The following is a 17,017-nucleotide window of genomic DNA, read 5'->3' as shown; positions in this document are numbered from 1 at the left end:
ATCCCGCCGTTTAATAAGGCCAATATGCTATGACCGACATGCCGCAACCGCTCCGCTCGCCTCTGCTCGACAAGCCCGCCGGTCAGGCCGGCAAGCGCATTGCGCACGGCTTTTTCACGCGAAAAGGCGGCGTTTCGGACGGTATTTATGCCGGGCTGAATGTCGGAGCCGGATCGGATGATGTGGCCGAACATGTCGCGGAAAACCGCCGCCGTGTGGCAGAATCGCTTGGCGTCGCACCGGATCATCTCCTGACGGTGCATCAGGTTCATTCGCCCGACGTGCTGCATGTGACCGCGCCTTTTGATTCGCCACGCCCCAAGGCCGATGCCATGGTGACCAATGTTCCCGGCATTGCGCTCGGCGCGCTGTCTGCCGATTGCGGTCCCGTCCTGTTTGCAGACCACGAGGCCGGTGTCATCGGTTCCGCCCATGCGGGCTGGCGGGGCGCATTCAGCGGCGTGCTGGAAAACACCATTGACGCGATGATCGGGCTTGGCGCTAAGCGCGAGAACATCGTCGCGGTTCTTGGGCCGACAATCGGCCCCGACAATTATGAAGTCGGACCGGAGTTCTATACGGAGTTTCTGAGCAAAGACCCGGCCTATGCACGCTATTTCCGCGCCTCGGACAAGCCGGATCACAAGCTTTTCGATCTGTGGACCTTCATCACCGACCGTCTGACCAAAGCGGGCGTACAGGCAGAATCCCTTCGCCAGTGCACCTATGCCGACGAAGACCAGTTCTATTCCTACCGGCGCACGACGCACCGCAAAGAGCCGGATTATGGACGCCAGATTGCAGCCATTGCTATTCTGGACACCAAAGATTCCATTTGAGGAGAACCGCATGGCCCTTCACTTCGAGCCGGAAGAATTCGCCGCACGCCGCGACCGTCTGATCTTGAAGATGGAGGAGGACAAGCTTGATGCCCTGCTGCTGTTCGCACAGGAAAGCATGTATTGGCTGACCGGCTATGACACGTTCGGCTTCTGCTTCTTCCAGTGCCTTGTTGTGAAGGCCGACGGCTCGATGGTGCTGATGACGCGCTCGGCGGATCTGCGCCAGGCGCGCCAGACATCCAATATCGAGAACATCGTTGTCTGGACCGACCGCGACAATGCCAATCCGGCAGCGGATTTGCGCAATATCCTGACCGAGCTTGATCTGCTCGGCACACGCATCGGCATCGAATACCAGACCCACGGCCTCACCGGCGCGAATGCCCGCAGGCTCGACGAGCAATTGCAGAGCTTTGCCAAATTGTTCGACGCATCCGGCATGGTGGACCGCCTGCGCCTTTTGAAAAGCCCGGCGGAAATCGCCTATGCCAAGCGCGCAGCGCAACTGAGCGACGATGCGCTCGACGCCGCGCTGAAAACCACCCGCGCGGGCGCAAGCGAAGCCGATATTCTGGCCGCCATGATGAGCGCCAATTTTTCCGGTGACGGCGACTATCCGGCCAATGAATATATCATCGGCTCCGGCGAAGACGCCCTGCTCTGCCGCTATAAATCCGGTCGCCGCACGCTTGCTGCCACGGACCAGCTTACGCTCGAATGGTCGGGCGTGTTCCGCCATTATCACGCGCCGATGATGCGCACGATCCTGATTGGCCAGCCGACAGAACACCACGTCAAGCTTTACGATGCCGCCCGCGAGGCGCTGGAGGCCGTAGAGGCGGCGATAACACCGGCTTCGACATTCGGTGATGTGTTCGACGCCCATGCCCGCACCATGGAAGCGCACGGGCTGACCCGTCACCGGCTGAATGCCTGCGGCTACTCGGTCGGGGCACGCTTCACACCCTCCTGGATGGACCCGCAAATGTTCTATGCGGGCAATCCGGAAAGCATCCAGCCGGACATGACGCTCTTTGCGCATATGATCATCATGGACTCCGACAGCGGCGCTGCAATGACGCTCGGACAGACATATCTCACAACAAATGGTGCGGCTCAGCCATTATCCCGCCATTCTCTTGATATGCTTATCGCCTGACATCATTGTCAAACGGCCCACGATCGGCGATAAATCGGCCTGACGTGAGAACCGCCTGTATTTTCAGGACCATGTGTTTTCAGGAGCATGAAGCCGACCATGAACAAGGCACATATTTCGATGATGCTGTTGCTTGCCGGAGCGCTCGCTGCCTGCAACAGCACCGAATCCGCACTGAATGTGCAGGGCTCTGGCCAAACTGCCGGACAACCGGCTAACGGACAGGCGACCTCGCCCGCCGGCACGACTGCGCCCGCAACTGCCAATACGACAACAACGCCTTCCACAACACCGGCCACGACATCGGCGCGAACGGCAACACTGAAGCCGGGCAAATTGCACATCGCGCCCATTGTCGGCGCGCCCGTCAATGTGGTGACGCCGCTGACGCACCGCATGAATGACGACGCCAAAGCCAAGGGCGTCGAGCTGGCAGGCTCCAATGACACCAGCGCAGCCTATGTCATGAAGGGGTACTTCTCGGTTCTCTCCGAGGACAACCAGACGACCGTTCTCTATGTCTGGGATGTGCTGGATGCTTCCGGCAACCGGCTGCACCGCATTCAGGGACAGGAGAAAGTGCAAGGTGCAGCGGCAGACTCATGGAGCGTGGTGCAGCCCGCCACCATGCAGGCCATCGCCGACCGCACCATGCAGGAATATTCTACCTGGCTTGCGGCAAATCGCGCATAAACTTTGAGCATTTTCAGCAAGGAACTGAAATCCCTTACTGAATCCCCGCTTTTTGACACGCGGAAAGGCCGGATTTCCGGCCTTTTTCAACAATTGTGAACAGTCGGGCCTTGCAATGACGGTGACTCTTTGCAATAGGCCCCACATTCGAGAAAACCTTGTAAGCTGCTGTACTTAACCTGACCGGCCAAAAGTACGCGGCTTTAAAGTTTTTAAAGGATGACGTTGCTGGGCCCCGCATCGTTGCGGTCCATGCGCGAAACAAGATTACGTCCGTTATACGGACTTTTTGCGACAGAACGAAACCGCAAACCTATCGCATCGGCTCAGAGGCAAAAAGAATGAAACTTTTCGCAGGCAACTCCAACCGGGCACTTGCCGAATCCGTTGCTAAATATCTCAACATCCCGCTCGGCAAGGCAAGCGTTCGCCGCTTCGCCGATCAGGAGATTTTCGTAGAGATTCAGGAAAACGTGCGCGGCGAAGACGTGTTCGTTCTGCAATCGACGTCCTATCCGGCAAACGATCACCTGATGGAACTGCTCATCATGATCGACGCCTTCCGCCGTTCGTCGGCGCGCCGCATCACCGCCGTCCTGCCCTATTTCGGCTATGCCCGTCAGGACCGCAAGCCCGGCCCGCGCACGCCGATTTCGGCAAAGCTGGTTTCCAACCTCATCACTGAAGCCGGTGCAAACCGCGTTCTGACCCTTGATCTTCATGCCGGTCAGATTCAGGGCTTCTTCGACATTCCGACCGACAATCTCTATGCCGTTCCGGTTATCGCCCGTGACGTGAAGGCCAATTACGCCACCGGCAACTGCATGGTCGTATCGCCGGACGTCGGCGGTGTAGTTCGCGCCCGCTCATTGGCCAAGCGCATCGACGCGCAGCTCGCCATCGTGGACAAGCGTCGCGAACGTCCGGGTGAATCGGAAGTCATGAACGTCATCGGTGAAGTGGCTGGCAAAGACTGCCTGCTGTTCGACGATATCGTCGATTCCGGCGGCACGCTCTGCAACGCAGCCGAGGCCCTGCTGGCCAAGGGCGCGAACAGCGTCACCGCTTACATCACGCATGGTGTTCTCTCCGGTGGCGCGGTTGCCCGTATCGCTGCGTCGAAGCTGAAGGAACTGGTGATCACCGATTCCATCCAGCCGACCACCGCGATCAACGATGCGCCGAATATCCGCGTGCTCTCGATCTCCGATCTGATCGGCGAAGCTATTGCGCGCACCGCAGCGGAAGAGTCCGTTTCGAGCCTGTTCGATTAAAACACCAGTCGGATAGCAATTCCGAGGCATGCCGCCAGCAACAGCACGAGCGGCATGTTGAGTTTCAAGACGACAAGCAGCAATGCCGCCGCCCCTGCAATGAGGACGGCGGCATTGTCTATTGTGCTCCAGACCGGCAAGGGCACGCTGAACGGCCCCACCGTCTTATCCAGCACCTGTGCAAACAGCACATGCAGCGAGAACCACAGCGCCAGATTGGCGATCACACCCACCACCGCCGCCGTGATGCCACCCAGCATGGCCGAAAGCCAGCGCACCTGACGCAGCCGCTCCACGAATGGCGCGCCCGCCAATATCCATAGAAAACACGGCACGAAGGTAAACCAGAGCGCAATGAAGCCGCCGACAAAGCCACCCAGAATTGGCGGCAGGCCGGACAGGTTAGCCGCCCCCACAAAGCCCACGAAAACCAGCACGAGGATCAGCGGTCCCGGCGTGGTTTCGGCCAGCCCCAGCCCGGTCAGCATTTCGCCCGGCTTCATCCAGCCGAAATGTTCGACCGCCTGCTGCGCCGTATAGGAAAGGGCTGCATAGGCGCCACCGAAAGTAACCGCAGCAAGCTTTGAGAAAAAGGCGGCTTCCTGCACGAAGACATGCGTGCCGCCGAAGGCCAGATAAAGAAGGATGAGCGGCACAAGCCAGAGCCCGCCCCATATCAGGGTTTGCTGCGTGAACTCGCGCAGTGCGCCGGGCGTCGCCTCGCCCAGACCAGTTCCTGCCCCGCTGCCCTGCACGATGTGGCGCAAGCCGCCTGCCAAAGCTGCAAGCAGCACAACAAGCGGAAACGGCAGTTTCAACAGCGCTATGGCAACGAATGCCATAATCGCCACGGCATAAGAAAAGCCTGAAGCCAGTGTCCGCTTGGCCATGCGGTAAAGCGCTTCGAACACCACAGCCAGCACCGCTGCCTTAAGCCCGAACAGCAAGCCGGCCACGACCTCCACATGCCCGAAGGCGATGTAGAGCGCGGAGAGACCAAGCATCACGACAGCGCCGGGCAGCACGAACAACAGCCCCGCCAGCAGGCCGCCGCGCCAGCCTTTAACCGCCCAGCCGGAATAGGTCGCAAGCTGCATGGCTTCCGGCCCCGGCAACAACATGCAAAAGTTCAGCGCATGGATCAGCCTTTCCTGATCCATCCATTTCTTCTCATCGACGATGATACGTTGCAGCATGGCGATCTGAGCCGCCGGACCGCCAAAAGACAGTAGACCCACTTTGCCGAAAGTCGTGAAAAGCTCTCTGAAATCTGGCTGCTTTACTGGCTCTGTCACGTGACCGTCCTGATTGATTCCACCGCAAGCTGTCGGCGATAAACATTACAGGTTCATGACGGTCTTCACAGTCTACTCGGCGGCAGCACCCTCTTCCACCATATCGTCCGGGGCATTGGGATCACCCGGTGCCGTTTCGCAGCCAAGATCAGGGAAATTGACGATGCGCATTCCCTTGAAATCATTGCGGACCACCAGCAGCCCACGCTCCTCGAAATAAGTCAGCAAACGCCGGGCACGGCTGAACGAATGCGTGCCATAGGCCCGCGCCAGCGCCGCGTCGGAGGGGCAAGGCGCACCGGTGACGGCTGCCTGCGCCACGATCAGGAACACGCCCTGCACATCGTCGGTGAGGCTTTCCGACAGCGACAGCGCCTGCTGCCATGTCTCGCCACTCGCCACATCGCTTTCAATGCTGGCCTGCGCCACCGCCAGCCTGCGGCGGAAGGCAGGCAGTGCCAGCGGTTCGCCCGGAACGCGGTGAATGCGACAGCGCACCAGAAAGTCCTGATAGAGAACCGCCACAGACCGGAACGAGGCTTCCGGGTCGTCTACGATCTCGCGCATGACCTTATCGAGAAGCTCGTCGCGTTCCGCTTCCACGATACCGGGGAAAAGCGGCGCTTCCACGGGCTCTGCTTCGGGCTTGGGCTTGGCCACCTGTGCCAGAATTTCCGCCGTGGATGGCGGCGGTGGAGGTGGGGGCGTCCGACGCACGACGGTGCGGATTTCCTGTGGCGCGGGCGTAAAGATCAAATCAAGCGCATCTTCCGGCGCATCGGGCAGCGGCATCAGCTTCGGCGACGACGAACGGGCCGAAGTTTCCACCGTGCCGATGCGGATCGGCAGCGGACGCCGCGACAGCGCCGGTCCAAGCGCCACGAAATGCCCGCGCTCCAGATCGCGGAACATTTCCGCCTGCTTACGCTCCATGCCCAGCAGATCCGCGGCGCGCGCCATATCGATATCGAGGAAGGTGCGGCCCATCAGAAAGTTGGAGGCTTCGGCAGCCACGTTCTTGGCAAGCTTGGCCAGACGCTGCGTTGCAATAACACCGGCGAGACCACGCTTGCGCCCGCGACACATGAGATTGGTCATCGCGCCGAGCGAAAGCTTGCGCGCTTCGTCAGACACTTCGCCAGCAGCGGCTGGCGCAAAAAGCTGCGCCTCATCCACCACCACGAGCATCGGATACCAGTAGTCACGTTCGGCATCGAACAGACCGCCGAGAAACGCCGCCGCCGAGCGCATCTGCTGCTCGACATCGAGGCCCTCGAGATTGAGCACCACCGAAACACGGTGCTGGCGGATACGTCCGGCAATGCGGGTCAATTCGGCTTCGGTGCGGGCGGCGTCAACGACGACATGGCCGTAAAGATCGGCCAGCGTGACAAAATCCCCTTCCGGGTCGACGATGCATTGCTGCACCCATTGCGCGCTCTGTTCCAGCAGGCGGCGCAGAAGATGCGACTTGCCAGAGCCGGAATTGCCCTGCACGAGCAGGCGCGTGGCGAGAAGCTCCTCAAGATCAAGCATGGCCTGCTTGCCACCGCCAAGCGCCGCTGCCGAGGCAGAACCGCTTCCAGCAACAGCACCCATGTCGATACCGACCTGCATCTCGCCTCCTTGTTTGAGAATGTGACCGAAACAAACGACTCGCACGGCAGAGCCTGCGGTCGATCAGGCATTCGCTTAACATCTTTAAAGCCGTCAATGCCACCGGTTATGCGGAATGCCCACAGATGCTGGACCGTAGATTTCAATCAGAAGTTTTGATAGCAATCTGAACGGGGGCAAAAGCAGCAAGCGCCCAGCCAGCGGGCGCGTCGGGGAGGATGAGCCGCTCCGACCTTGGCAAGGGCTTTGCTTTCTATTCGGAGGTGAACTCTATGTGGTTTATACCCATTAGATTCACGCTTAGAATAAAGAAAACCCGCACCAGCTGGCAAGCGACGGTGCAGGTTCAATTCTTTATCTAAGAACACGGTAGCTGGAGTTAGCGCTTCAGCTACCGATCCGAATATAGGCCATCGCGATCATTTTTTCAACTATGGCCGTGTCAGCCCCCACGCAACGGCAAATCCAAAAAACTTGCGCTGCCGCACGCTATGGTCTATAGCCACCGCCATCCGCGTAGACACCCTTGGAGGCAACGCGGAATGGAGCGGTCCGGTCTTTCACCTTGTGACAGACGATACGGGCTGTTTCATGTCGTTTGTTGAAGCATGATCCCGAAAAGTCGAAACCGGTTTTCGCACAAGATCATGCGCAGAAAGCGAGCGACACTCCAGTAACTTTGAAAGGAAATGCCATGAGCGAGACTTACGTGCTCAAGGCCGATCTGCGTACCCGGGTTGGTAAGGGGTCCTCCCGCGAACTGCGTCGCAACGGCCAGATTCCTGCAGTCATCTATGGCGACAAGCAGGAGCCCCTCGCAATCGCCGTCTCCTATAAGGAGATCTTCTACAAGATTCATGGCGGTGGTTTTAAGACCACGGTTGCCACGATCGAAGTAGACGGCAAGAAGATTCAGGTCCTCCCGAAGGACTACCAGCTGGACCCAGTCCGCGACTTCCCGCAGCATGTCGACTTCCTGCGCGTATCCGCCAAGTCGGTCGTTCACGTGAACGTTCCTGTTCACTTCAAGAACGAAGAAGCTGCACCGGGCATCAAGCGCGGCGGCGTTCTCAACATCGTTCGCCACGACGTTGAACTGATCGTTCCGGCCAATGCAATTCCGGAAGCGCTCGAATTCGACCTGACCGGCCTTGAAATCGGTGACTCCGTCCACATTTCGGCAATCAAGCTGCCAAAGGGCGTGTCGGCTGCCATTCAGGACCGCGACTTCACCATCGCCACCATTGCTGCTCCTGCCGGCCTGAAGTCGGACGAAGCTGCTGCTGAAGGCGCTGAAGAAGAAGCCAAGGACGGCGAATAATCGCTTTCCGTATTTTGGGGGCTCTGAACCATGCTGCTCATCGCAGGTCTTGGCAATCCGGGCTCCAAATATGCGCATAACCGGCATAATATCGGTTTCATGGCGGCGGATGAAATATTCCGCCGCCATCGTTTCTCCAACTGGCAGAAGAAATTTCAGGCCGAGATTGCCGATGGCGTGATTGACGGCGAGAAAGTGCTGCTGATCAAGCCGCTGACTTTCATGAACCTCTCGGGCCAGTCTGTCGGCGAGGCCATGCGCTTCTACAAGCTCACTTCCGCCGATCTCGTCGTCATCTATGACGAACTCGACCTCATTCCGGGCAAGCTGCGGATCAAGACCGGCGGCGGCTCCGGCGGCCATAACGGCATCAAATCCATCGACGCGCATGTACAGTCCTTCCCCGGCGGCCAGAATTATCGCCGCATGCGGCTTGGCATCGGCCATCCGGGCGCGAAGGAACTGGTGCATAATTATGTTCTCGGCGATTTCGCCAAGGCCGACAATGAATGGCTGGACACGCTCTTAGGCGCTGTCGCCGACAATATTGGCCTGCTCGCCAAGCCGGGCGATGACAACAGCTTCATGAACCGCATTGCGCTCGCCATGGGCGACGGCAATCAGCGGCCCAACGGTTTCAAGGCCGACCCCGCGCAACTGGAAAAGGCCCCGCCCAAGGCGCAGAGCCATATCCGTCAGGCGCGGCAGAACCAGAAGAAGCCGGCCATTCCCGAAAGCGGTCCGATGGCTGAAATGCTGAAAAAGCTGCTGGGGAAGAAGGATTAATCCTTCGCGACGGCTGCGCCTCTTGACGCTTCACACCTCAATGTCGCATAGCGACGGTAATTCTATTCTAGTCTGACAGGTACGATCATGGGTTTCAAATGCGGCATCGTCGGTCTGCCAAATGTTGGCAAGTCGACGCTTTTCAACGCGCTGACCAAAACGGCCGCCGCACAGGCCGCAAACTATCCGTTCTGCACCATTGAGCCGAACACCGGCGAAGTGGCCGTTCCCGATCCGCGCCAGAACGATATTGCCAAGATCGCCGGTTCGAAGGAAATCATCCCGACCCGCATCAACTTCGTTGATATCGCCGGCCTTGTGCGCGGCGCTTCGAAGGGCGAAGGCCTCGGCAACCAGTTCCTCGCCAATATCCGCGAAGTCGATGCCATCGTGCATGTGCTGCGCTGCTTCGAAGATGACGACATCACCCATGTCGAAGGCCGCATTGATCCGGTATCGGACGCGCAGACCGTTGAAACCGAACTGATGCTGTCGGACCTCGAAAGCATCGAGCGCCGTATCGTGCAGATCCGCAAGCGCGCCACCGGCAAGGACAAGGAAGCCCTGACCATTCTGCCGGTGATGGAAAGCGCACTGGAACTGCTTCAGAATGGCCAGCCGGTGCGCCTGATGCTGAAAGACATCGCAGCCGAAGACCTGCTGACGCTGAAGGGCCTGAACCTTCTCACCTCCAAGCCTGTACTCTATGTCTGCAACGTCGCCGAAGGCGATGCCGCCAAGGGCAACGCATATAGTGCAGCCGTCGAAAAGATGGCCGAGGAACAGGGCGCGCAGACGGTCATCATCTCCGCGGCTATCGAGGCGGAAGTTGCCCAGCTGCCCGATGAGGAAGCCAAGGAATATCTGGAAAGCATGGACCTTGAGGAACCGGGCCTCGACCGCCTGATCCGCGCCGGTTACAAGCTTCTCGACCTCATCACCTATTTCACCGCTGGACCGAAGGAAACCCGCGCCTGGACCATCCGTCGCGGAACCAAGGCTCCCGGCGCTGCCGGTGTGATCCACACCGATTTCGAGCGCGGCTTCATCCGCGCCCAGACTATCGCCTATGAAGACTACGTCAAATACAACGGTGAAGTCGGCGCCAAGGAAGCGGGCAAAGCCCGAGACGAAGGCAAGGAATACATCGTCCATGACGGCGATGTGATGCTGTTCCGCTTCAACACCTGATACGATCAGGCCGCCGTTTTCCGGCGGCCTTTGCATATTCAGAGCATTTCCTGAAACCGATTTGGAGGAGATAGAGGGTGAGCAAGCCCCAGCAGAAATACGCCTATGAGGATATGGTGCCGGGACTGAAAATCCCTTTCGGACCGCGCACGATCAACAAGGAAGAGATCATCGAATTCGCCAGCGCATTCGATCCGCAGCCCTTCCACCTCGATGAAGAAGCAGGCAAAGCCAGCGTACTTGGCGGTCTTGCCGCCTCGGGATGGCAGACCGTATCGCTGATCATGCGTCTGGTCTGCGACGCCTTTCTCACCAATTCCACATCGCAAGGCGGCCCCGGCGTCGAATTCACCCGCTGGAAGCGCCCGGTTCTGGCTGGCGATACGCTGAGCGGTGTTACCACCGTCATCGACCGTCGCCTTTCCAAGAGCCGCCCGGAAATCGGTCTCGTCACGCTGCACCACGCGCTCGTCAATCAGCGCGGTGAAACCGTGTGCGAAATGCAGCATCCCTGTATGATGGGACGCCGCGATTACGTTGCGTCACAGGAAGCCAAGGCGGGTGCATGATGAGCTATCTTGAAGACAATCTCGGTCGCGAGCAGGATATCGGCAGCTATACGTTTACCGCCGAAGAGATCATCGACTTCGCCACGAAATATGATCCGCAACCTTTCCATCTCGATGCGGAAGCGGCAAAGAACAGTCTGTTCGGCGGCCTGTGCGCCTCTGGCTGGCACACGACGGCTGTATTCATGAAGCTGAATGTCGCCTCCATCGTGCAGGCGACCAACGAGGCCCTCAAGCGCGGCGAGACCCCGCCGGTTTTCGGCCCCTCGCCGGGCTTCGAAAACCTGAAATGGTCAAAGCCGGTCTATGCGGGCGACACAATCACCTTCAAGCGCACCGTTCACGCGATGCGCGCGCTTGCGTCGCGTCCGGGCTGGTCGATGCTGACCATGTCCTTGCGAGCGCATAATCAAAATGGTGAAGACGTGCTGTCCTTCGACAATGCGGCCATGGTCAAGTTGCCGCCCAAGCTCGATGCCTGACATGAAAAAGCCCGCCATGCAGCGGGCTTTTTCATAAGCAGATATTTGTGCTCAATCGCCTTCGAACGAAACCAGCGTGCGCACGGGTACGCCGAGCGCTTCCAGCTTCTTGCGTCCGCCGAGGTCCGGCAGATCGATGATGAAGCAGGCGGCGACGATATTCGCCCCCATCTGCAACAACAGCTTGGCAGCGGCTTCAGCCGTGCCGCCGGTGGCGATCAGATCGTCCACGAGAATGATGCGCTCGCCCTTCTCGATGGCGTCGCGGTGCATCTCCATTTCGTCAATGCCATATTCAAGGCTGTAAGCAATACGCACCGTATCGCGCGGCAGCTTGCCCTTCTTGCGGATCGGCACGAAACCGGCGGAAATCTGGTGAGCAATGGCGCCACCCAGAATGAAGCCGCGCGCTTCGATGCCCGCGACTTTATCTACCTTGTTACCGGCATAGGGGTAGACCAGTTCGTCGACCGCGCGGCGGAACGCCTGCGCATCGCCCATAAGGGTCGTCACGTCGCGGAACTGCACGCCGGGTTTGGGATAATCCGGAATGGTTCTGATGGCATCCTTCAAACTGGCGTTGAGCCCGGATTCCATGTTCAGTCCTTTCAGTTGAAACATTGCCAGCGCTTGTCCATGGTCGTGATGTCCCAACTGGGACATCTCTGAGCGCGCATCTTGCTATTACGCTCTTTCAACCACGATATCGCAGCCACGCCAAGCTTATTCGCGCATCAGCGGGCAGACTTATCCAAAACGGCAGCTCCGGCGCCAGGTTTGGCTGATGCCGATTGTAATTCAGCCCCGCACAAACAAAAAGGACGCCATTTCTGGCGCCCTCTTTTCAACGGTCAGCTGAATGCTCAGTGCTTCACATCAGACCAGATCGACCGCTTGGCGATATAAGCCAGACCCGCAAAGAGAATCAGGAACACAATCACCCGGAAGCCGGTGCGCTTGCGCTGTTCCAGATGCGGCTCAGCGGCCCACATCAGGAATGCCGAAACGTCGCGCGAATATTGGTCCACCGTCTGCGGCGAGCCATCATCATAGGTCACTTGACCATCGTTCAGCGGCTTGGCCATGGCAAGCGCCTTTGCCGAAATGAAGTACGGATTGTAATGCGTACCTTCGGCAATCTGCATGCCCGCTGGCGGCTGCTCATCGAAGCCTGTCAGAAGCGCGTGAATATAATCCGGCCCACCTTCGGCATATTGCGTGAAAATGTCGAAGATGAAGGTCGGGAAGCCGCGTTCCACGGCGCGCGCCTTGGCGATCAGCGAGAAGTCAGGCGGAGCCGCACCATTGTTTGCGGCAGCAGCTGCGGCCGCATTTGGAAATGGCGACGGGAAATGGTCTGTCGGCAGCGCCTTGCGGGTGAACATTTCACCTTCGGCGTTCGGACCGTCCTGCACTTCATACTCGGCTGCAAAGGCTTTGACCTGTTCCGGCGTATAGCCGAGGTCTTCCAGCGTACGGAAGGCCACCAGGTTCATGGAATGGCAGGCCGAGCATACTTCCTTATAGACTTTCAGACCGCGCTGCAGCTGGCCCTTGTCATAGGTGCCGAACGGACCGGCAAAGCTCCACTTTTCCTGCGTCGGGTGGTGGATCGGGAAATGCGTAGGTTCCGCCGCATTGCCGCCCTCCTCAGCGAAGGCACCGCTCATGGAAAGACCAAGTGCGACCAGCGGAGCGATACCAAAGGCAGCGAAGCTCTTGAGGATGTTTTTCATCATTACGTCCTTCATATCTCTCGCTGGTTCAGCCCTTGATTTCCACGGGGGCAATCTCGGCCTTGCCTTCGCTCTTCGCCAGCACCGCCTCGGTAATCGAGTTGGGCAGACGCTTCGGCGTCTCGATCAGGCCGAGAACCGGCATGATGACGATGAAGAAAGCGAAATAGTAAAGCGTACCGAGCTGCGCCATGAAGACATAGGAACCTTCTGCAGGACGCGAACCCAGCCATCCAAGGAAGATGGCGTTGATCACGAAGAGCCAGAAGAACAGCTTGAACCACGGGCGATAGACAGCCGAACGAACCTTCGACGTATCGAGCCAGGGAACCACGAAGAGGATAGCGATCGAACCGAACATCGTCAGAACACCGCCGAGCTTCGAATCGATCGGGCCGATATTGAAGGTGATGGCGCGCAGCATCGCGTAGAACGGCAGGAAGTACCATTCAGGAACGATGTGAGCAGGCGTCTTGAGCGAGTCGGCCGGGATATAGTTATCCGGGTGGCCGAGGAAGTTTGGCATGTAGAAGACGAAATAGGCGAAGAACACGAAGAAGACGAGCGCGCCGAAAGCGTCCTTGATGGTCGCATAAGGCGTGAAGGCAACCGTATCGGTCTTCGACTTCACTTCAATGCCGGTCGGGTTGGTCTGGCCGGTGACATGCAGCGCCCAGACGTGCAGGACGACAACGCCGGCAATCATGAACGGCAGCAGGTAGTGCAGCGAGAAGAAGCGGTTCAGCGTCGGATTGTCGACCGCAAAGCCGCCAAGGAGAAGCTGCTGTATCGGCTCGCCTATGACCGGAAAGGCCGTGAAGAAGCCGGTGATAACCGTTGCACCCCAGAAGGACATCTGGCCCCATGGCAGCACATAGCCCATGAAGGCGGTCGCCATCATGAGAAGGAAGATCACCACGCCGAGGATCCACAGAAGCTCGCGCGGCGCCTTGTAGGAGCCGTAGTACAGACCGCGTGCAATGTGCAGATAAACGGCGATGAAGAAGAAGGATGCACCGTTGGAGTGCATGTAGCGCAGAAGCCAGCCGGAGTTGACGTCGCGCATGATTTTTTCGACGGAATTGAACGCGATGCCCGTATCCGCAGCATAGTGCATCGCCAGAACGATGCCGGTCAGAATCTGCGAGATGAGCATGAAGCTCAAAATGCCACCAAAGGTGTACATGTAGTTCAGGTTACGCGGCGTCGGATAGGCCACGAAGGAATCATAGACCAGACGCGGCAAGGGAAGCCGTTCGTCGACCCATTTTTCGATGCCGGTCTTCGGCGTATATGTGGAGTGTCCACCACTCATGTCTTCTCTCCCCAAGACCTGTTTTAGCCGATCCTGATGACCGTATCGGAAGTGAACGCATATTGCGGGATGTGCATGTTTTCCGGTGCCGGGCCGCTGCGGATACGACCCGCAGTGTCATAGGTCGAGCCATGGCATGGGCAGAACCAGCCGCCGAAAGAACCGGACTCACCGAGCGGTACGCAGCCGAGATGCGTGCATACGCCGATCATGATGAGCCAGTTTTCCTTGCCTTCGCCTGCCGAACGAGCAACGTCGGTTGCCTGCGCATCCGATGGAAGGTTTGCGTTGCGGGCGATCGGGTCCTTCAGGTCACCGAGAGCCGCGCTCTTGCCTTCTTCCACTTCCTTGGCGGAACGGTTGCGGATGAATACCGGCTTGCCGCGCCATTTGACGGTCAGGGACGCGCCTTCTGCAAGAGAAGAAACGTCGACTTCGATGGAAGCGGCTGCGAGTGTCGAAGCGTCTGGACGCATCTGGTCGATAAACGGCCATGCCAGTCCGCCAACACCGACCACACCGGCCATTCCCGTCGCAATATAGAGAAAATCACGCCGTGTCGGCTCAGCCGTGTCGTGTGCGCTCACGTGCCAACTCCCTTTTAATCTGCATGTTCAATTGAACTCTCCCCTCGTCCGCTTTTGCACCTGCGCAAAAGTTATCCCGCAAGTGCTCGCAGGACGAAATTCCCTCCATCTCACTATCCGGTTTATGCGCGTAAAAAACGCTTGTCCAGACACCAACCCCTTATGACGGCACGATGTCGCAGGCGGATTTGCTTGATTAATTTGACGGATACACAGCAAAGCTGCGGTCAGGGCCAAAGACCTGCCCGGATGACCGGAGATGACCGGAAGTTTTTAGTTTTCGTGGTTCTCTCCAAGAAACCCGCCAGACTGGCGCGCCCAGAGCCCGGCATAGATGCCGCCTTGGGCGATCAATTCCTCATGTGTGCCTTCCTCGACGATCCGGCCAGCGTCTATGACCACCAGACGGTCGAGTGCGGCAATGGTCGAAAGACGATGTGCAATGGCAATCACCGTCTTGCCTTCCATGAGTAGCTTGAGATTCTCCTGTATCGAGGCTTCCACATCCGAATCGAGTGCCGAGGTCGCCTCATCGAGAATGAGAATCGGTGCGTCCTTGAGAATGGCGCGGGCAATGGCGATGCGCTGACGCTGGCCGCCCGATAGTTTGACGCCGCGTTCGCCCACGAAAGCATCGAAGGACTTGCGGCCCTGAAAATCTTCCAGCTTGGCGATGAAGCCGTCCGCTTCCGCCTGCCGGGCCGCCTTTAGCAATTCTTCATCGGTGGCATCGTCACGAGCCAGCATGATGTTATCGCGCAAGGAACGATGCAAAAGTGCAGTTTGCTGGCTGACCACGGCAAAGGCCCGGCGCAGCGAATTCTGCGTGACATCGCGTATGTCCTGCCCGTCCACGATGATGGTGCCCTTTTCCACATCGTAAAGCCGCAGGATAAGATTGACGAGCGTGGTCTTGCCCGCGCCGGAATGGCCGACCAGCCCCACACGCTCGCCGCCCCGCACAGTCAAATTGATGTTCTGCAGAACGCCAGCGCCCTTGCCGTAATGGAAGGTTACGTCGCGCACGTCGATGCGGGCATCGCGTACCACCAGCGGTTTTGCGCCGGGCCGGTCTTCGAGACCGAGCGGCGCGGAGACAAGGCGCATAGAATTTTCGATCAGCCCCAGTTGGCGCAACATGCCGTTGAGCTGCATCATGAGGCGTCCAAGCAGCATGTTGAGACGCAGCACCAGACCGAGCGTGAACGACACCTGACCAACCGTGATGGCATCTTGCGTCCAGAGATCGATGGCGATGGCCGCAACTGTCACGATCATCAGGCCCGACAAAGCCGTCAGCGACAGGCGCACACCAGTCAGCGACCGCATGAACGGCAGGATCGCCGCAAGGTAGCGTTGGAAGCCGTCGCGCAGATAGCGCTCGTCATCATCCGCCGTGTTGAGCTTGATGGTCTCGATATTGGAATAGCTGTCGACAATCCGCCCGTTGATCATCGACCCCGCTTCGGCGGAGGCTTCGGCATTCTTGCGGATGCGCGGCAGATAGCGCCATGCGATGAAGCCGAAAGCGATGATCCAGACAATGACGGCGGCGGCAAGCCGCCAATCGAGCCGCCCGACCAGAAAAAGCGTGGTGACGCTGTAGATCGCCATGAACCAGACGACCTGAATGAGACTTTCGATCAGGTCGCCCGCCGCCTGCCCGGCCTGCCAGACCTTTGTGGCGATACGTCCGGCAAAATCATTCTGGAAGAAGGCATAGGACTGGCGCAGCACATAGGAATTCGCCTGCCAGCGGATCATGTTGTAGAAGCCGGGCGACATGGTCTGGTCGTCCAGCAGGGTCGTTGCAGCGGTGACGATCAACCGGATCACCAGAACCGTGAACCCCATGAAGAGAAGCTCAGGCCCGGCGGCCTCGATCAACGCCGACCAGCTGCGCTCTATGCCGCCTTTGCCAGCCTGATCCAGAATATCGACCAGACGTCCGGTGAAATAAAACAGCCCCGCTTCCACCAGCGGCAGAAGACCGCCAGCGGCAAGTGCTGCCACAAGCGGCCATTTCGCCTGGCGCGCGTAATGCCAGAGGAAAGCCATTGTGGTTGAAGGCGGTCTGAGATTGTCCGGTTCGCGGAAGGGATCAACCCAACGTTCGAACAGGCTGTAGACCGCTTTCATCAATAGCGTTT

The 17,017-nt window shown here is 58.7% G+C and carries 16 protein-coding genes; 9 read left to right on the top strand and 7 right to left on the bottom strand.

Annotated elements, in window-relative coordinates; genetic code table 11:
• Positions 1 to 29 precede the first annotated feature (29 nt).
• From pgeF to HWD97_RS09500, 4 genes are all read left to right on the top strand, one after another.
• A complete protein-coding gene (gene pgeF, locus HWD97_RS09515) occupies positions 30 to 839 on the top strand; it encodes a peptidoglycan editing factor PgeF (RefSeq protein ID WP_109369492.1) in 810 nt (269 codons plus the stop codon).
• A 10-nt stretch (positions 840 to 849) separates the two neighbouring features.
• Positions 850 to 2,001 carry a Xaa-Pro peptidase family protein gene (locus HWD97_RS09510; protein ID WP_109369493.1) on the top strand — a complete coding sequence of 384 codons (1,152 nt, stop codon included), beginning with the start codon at positions 850 to 852 and terminating at the stop codon, positions 1,999 to 2,001.
• Positions 2,002 to 2,088: 87 nt separating this feature from the next.
• Entirely contained in the window at positions 2,089 to 2,694 is a 606-nt protein-coding gene (locus tag HWD97_RS09505) for a hypothetical protein (protein ID WP_121536504.1), read from the top strand.
• Positions 2,695 to 3,035: 341 nt separating this feature from the next.
• Positions 3,036 to 3,968, top strand: coding sequence for a ribose-phosphate pyrophosphokinase (locus HWD97_RS09500; RefSeq protein WP_109369495.1), 933 nt, complete (start codon positions 3,036 to 3,038; stop codon positions 3,966 to 3,968).
• Here the strand turns inward: HWD97_RS09500 and chrA are convergent.
• Both chrA and HWD97_RS09490 read right to left on the bottom strand, forming a co-directional pair.
• Positions 3,965 to 5,263 (bottom strand): chromate efflux transporter, encoded by a 1,299-nt coding sequence (gene chrA, locus HWD97_RS09495; protein WP_371834969.1) that lies wholly within the window; start codon positions 5,261 to 5,263, stop codon positions 3,965 to 3,967. The two genes, HWD97_RS09500 and chrA, sit on opposite strands and share 4 nt — an antisense overlap.
• Positions 5,264 to 5,335: 72 nt before the next feature.
• Positions 5,336 to 6,880, bottom strand: a complete 1,545-nt coding sequence (locus HWD97_RS09490; protein ID WP_371834968.1) for a helicase HerA domain-containing protein — start codon at positions 6,878 to 6,880, stop codon at positions 5,336 to 5,338.
• A gap of 694 nt (positions 6,881 to 7,574) precedes the next feature.
• Here HWD97_RS09490 and HWD97_RS09485 point away from each other — a divergent pair.
• The 5 genes from HWD97_RS09485 to HWD97_RS09465 all read left to right on the top strand — a co-directional run bounded on the left by HWD97_RS09485 (position 7,575) and on the right by HWD97_RS09465 (position 11,229).
• Complete coding sequence (locus HWD97_RS09485; RefSeq protein WP_109369498.1) at positions 7,575 to 8,201, top strand: 50S ribosomal protein L25/general stress protein Ctc; 627 nt, start codon at positions 7,575 to 7,577, stop codon at positions 8,199 to 8,201.
• 30 nt (positions 8,202 to 8,231) lie between these two features.
• Positions 8,232 to 8,987, top strand: a complete 756-nt coding sequence (pth, locus tag HWD97_RS09480) for an aminoacyl-tRNA hydrolase (protein ID WP_109369499.1) — start codon at positions 8,232 to 8,234, stop codon at positions 8,985 to 8,987.
• 87 nt (positions 8,988 to 9,074) lie between these two features.
• Positions 9,075 to 10,178, top strand: coding sequence for a redox-regulated ATPase YchF (ychF, locus tag HWD97_RS09475; RefSeq protein ID WP_171318523.1), 1,104 nt, complete (start codon positions 9,075 to 9,077; stop codon positions 10,176 to 10,178).
• Positions 10,179 to 10,255: 77 nt separating this feature from the next.
• Positions 10,256 to 10,747: a MaoC family dehydratase gene (locus tag HWD97_RS09470; protein WP_371834967.1), complete on the top strand. Its 492-nt coding sequence runs from the start codon at positions 10,256 to 10,258 to the stop codon at positions 10,745 to 10,747.
• Positions 10,747 to 11,229, top strand: coding sequence for a MaoC family dehydratase (locus HWD97_RS09465; protein WP_109370275.1), 483 nt, complete (start codon positions 10,747 to 10,749; stop codon positions 11,227 to 11,229). The genes HWD97_RS09470 and HWD97_RS09465 overlap by 1 nt, the downstream gene beginning before the upstream one ends.
• 51 nt (positions 11,230 to 11,280) lie before the next feature.
• On the opposite strand, the gene HWD97_RS09460 is transcribed toward HWD97_RS09465, so the two are convergent.
• The 5 genes from HWD97_RS09460 to HWD97_RS09440 form a co-directional block, all read right to left on the bottom strand.
• A complete protein-coding gene (locus tag HWD97_RS09460) occupies positions 11,281 to 11,826 on the bottom strand; it encodes an adenine phosphoribosyltransferase (protein WP_109369502.1) in 546 nt (181 codons plus the stop codon).
• 266 nt (positions 11,827 to 12,092) lie between these two features.
• Entirely contained in the window at positions 12,093 to 12,965 is an 873-nt protein-coding gene (locus HWD97_RS09455; RefSeq protein ID WP_171318556.1) for a cytochrome c1, read from the bottom strand.
• 28 nt (positions 12,966 to 12,993) lie between these two features.
• Complete coding sequence (locus tag HWD97_RS09450) at positions 12,994 to 14,280, bottom strand: cytochrome b N-terminal domain-containing protein (RefSeq protein ID WP_109369504.1); 1,287 nt, start codon at positions 14,278 to 14,280, stop codon at positions 12,994 to 12,996.
• A 23-nt stretch (positions 14,281 to 14,303) separates the two neighbouring features.
• Complete coding sequence (petA, locus tag HWD97_RS09445) at positions 14,304 to 14,867, bottom strand: ubiquinol-cytochrome c reductase iron-sulfur subunit (RefSeq protein WP_109369505.1); 564 nt, start codon at positions 14,865 to 14,867, stop codon at positions 14,304 to 14,306.
• Between the two features lie 273 nt (positions 14,868 to 15,140).
• Positions 15,141 to 17,006, bottom strand: a complete 1,866-nt coding sequence (locus HWD97_RS09440) for an ABC transporter ATP-binding protein (RefSeq protein WP_371834966.1) — start codon at positions 17,004 to 17,006, stop codon at positions 15,141 to 15,143.
• Positions 17,007 to 17,017 lie beyond the last annotated feature (11 nt).

Source organism: Ochrobactrum sp. C6C9 (genome assembly GCF_022627935.1).
In the GTDB taxonomy this organism is placed as follows: Bacteria; Pseudomonadota; Alphaproteobacteria; order Rhizobiales; family Rhizobiaceae; genus Brucella; species Brucella teleogrylli.
The sequence above is the reverse complement of the archived record's forward strand: the minus strand, read 5'-3'. Positions and strand labels throughout refer to the sequence as shown.

Coding starts and splice junctions, on each gene's coding strand:
- HWD97_RS09490 (WP_371834968.1), bottom strand. CDS start 6,880: ATGCAGGTCGGTATCGACATGGGTGCTGTTGCTGGAAGCGGTTCTGCC.
- HWD97_RS09485 (WP_109369498.1), top strand. CDS start 7,575: ATGAGCGAGACTTACGTGCTCAAGGCCGATCTGCGTACCCGGGTTGGT.
- pth (WP_109369499.1), top strand. CDS start 8,232: ATGCTGCTCATCGCAGGTCTTGGCAATCCGGGCTCCAAATATGCGCAT.
- HWD97_RS09440 (WP_371834966.1), bottom strand. CDS start 17,006: ATGAAAGCGGTCTACAGCCTGTTCGAACGTTGGGTTGATCCCTTCCGC.
- HWD97_RS09450 (WP_109369504.1), bottom strand. CDS start 14,280: ATGAGTGGTGGACACTCCACATATACGCCGAAGACCGGCATCGAAAAA.
- HWD97_RS09510 (WP_109369493.1), top strand. CDS start 850: ATGGCCCTTCACTTCGAGCCGGAAGAATTCGCCGCACGCCGCGACCGT.
- HWD97_RS09500 (WP_109369495.1), top strand. CDS start 3,036: ATGAAACTTTTCGCAGGCAACTCCAACCGGGCACTTGCCGAATCCGTT.
- HWD97_RS09505 (WP_121536504.1), top strand. CDS start 2,089: ATGAAGCCGACCATGAACAAGGCACATATTTCGATGATGCTGTTGCTT.
- ychF (WP_171318523.1), top strand. CDS start 9,075: ATGGGTTTCAAATGCGGCATCGTCGGTCTGCCAAATGTTGGCAAGTCG.
- HWD97_RS09455 (WP_171318556.1), bottom strand. CDS start 12,965: ATGAAAAACATCCTCAAGAGCTTCGCTGCCTTTGGTATCGCTCCGCTG.
- pgeF (WP_109369492.1), top strand. CDS start 30: ATGACCGACATGCCGCAACCGCTCCGCTCGCCTCTGCTCGACAAGCCC.
- HWD97_RS09460 (WP_109369502.1), bottom strand. CDS start 11,826: ATGGAATCCGGGCTCAACGCCAGTTTGAAGGATGCCATCAGAACCATT.
- HWD97_RS09465 (WP_109370275.1), top strand. CDS start 10,747: ATGAGCTATCTTGAAGACAATCTCGGTCGCGAGCAGGATATCGGCAGC.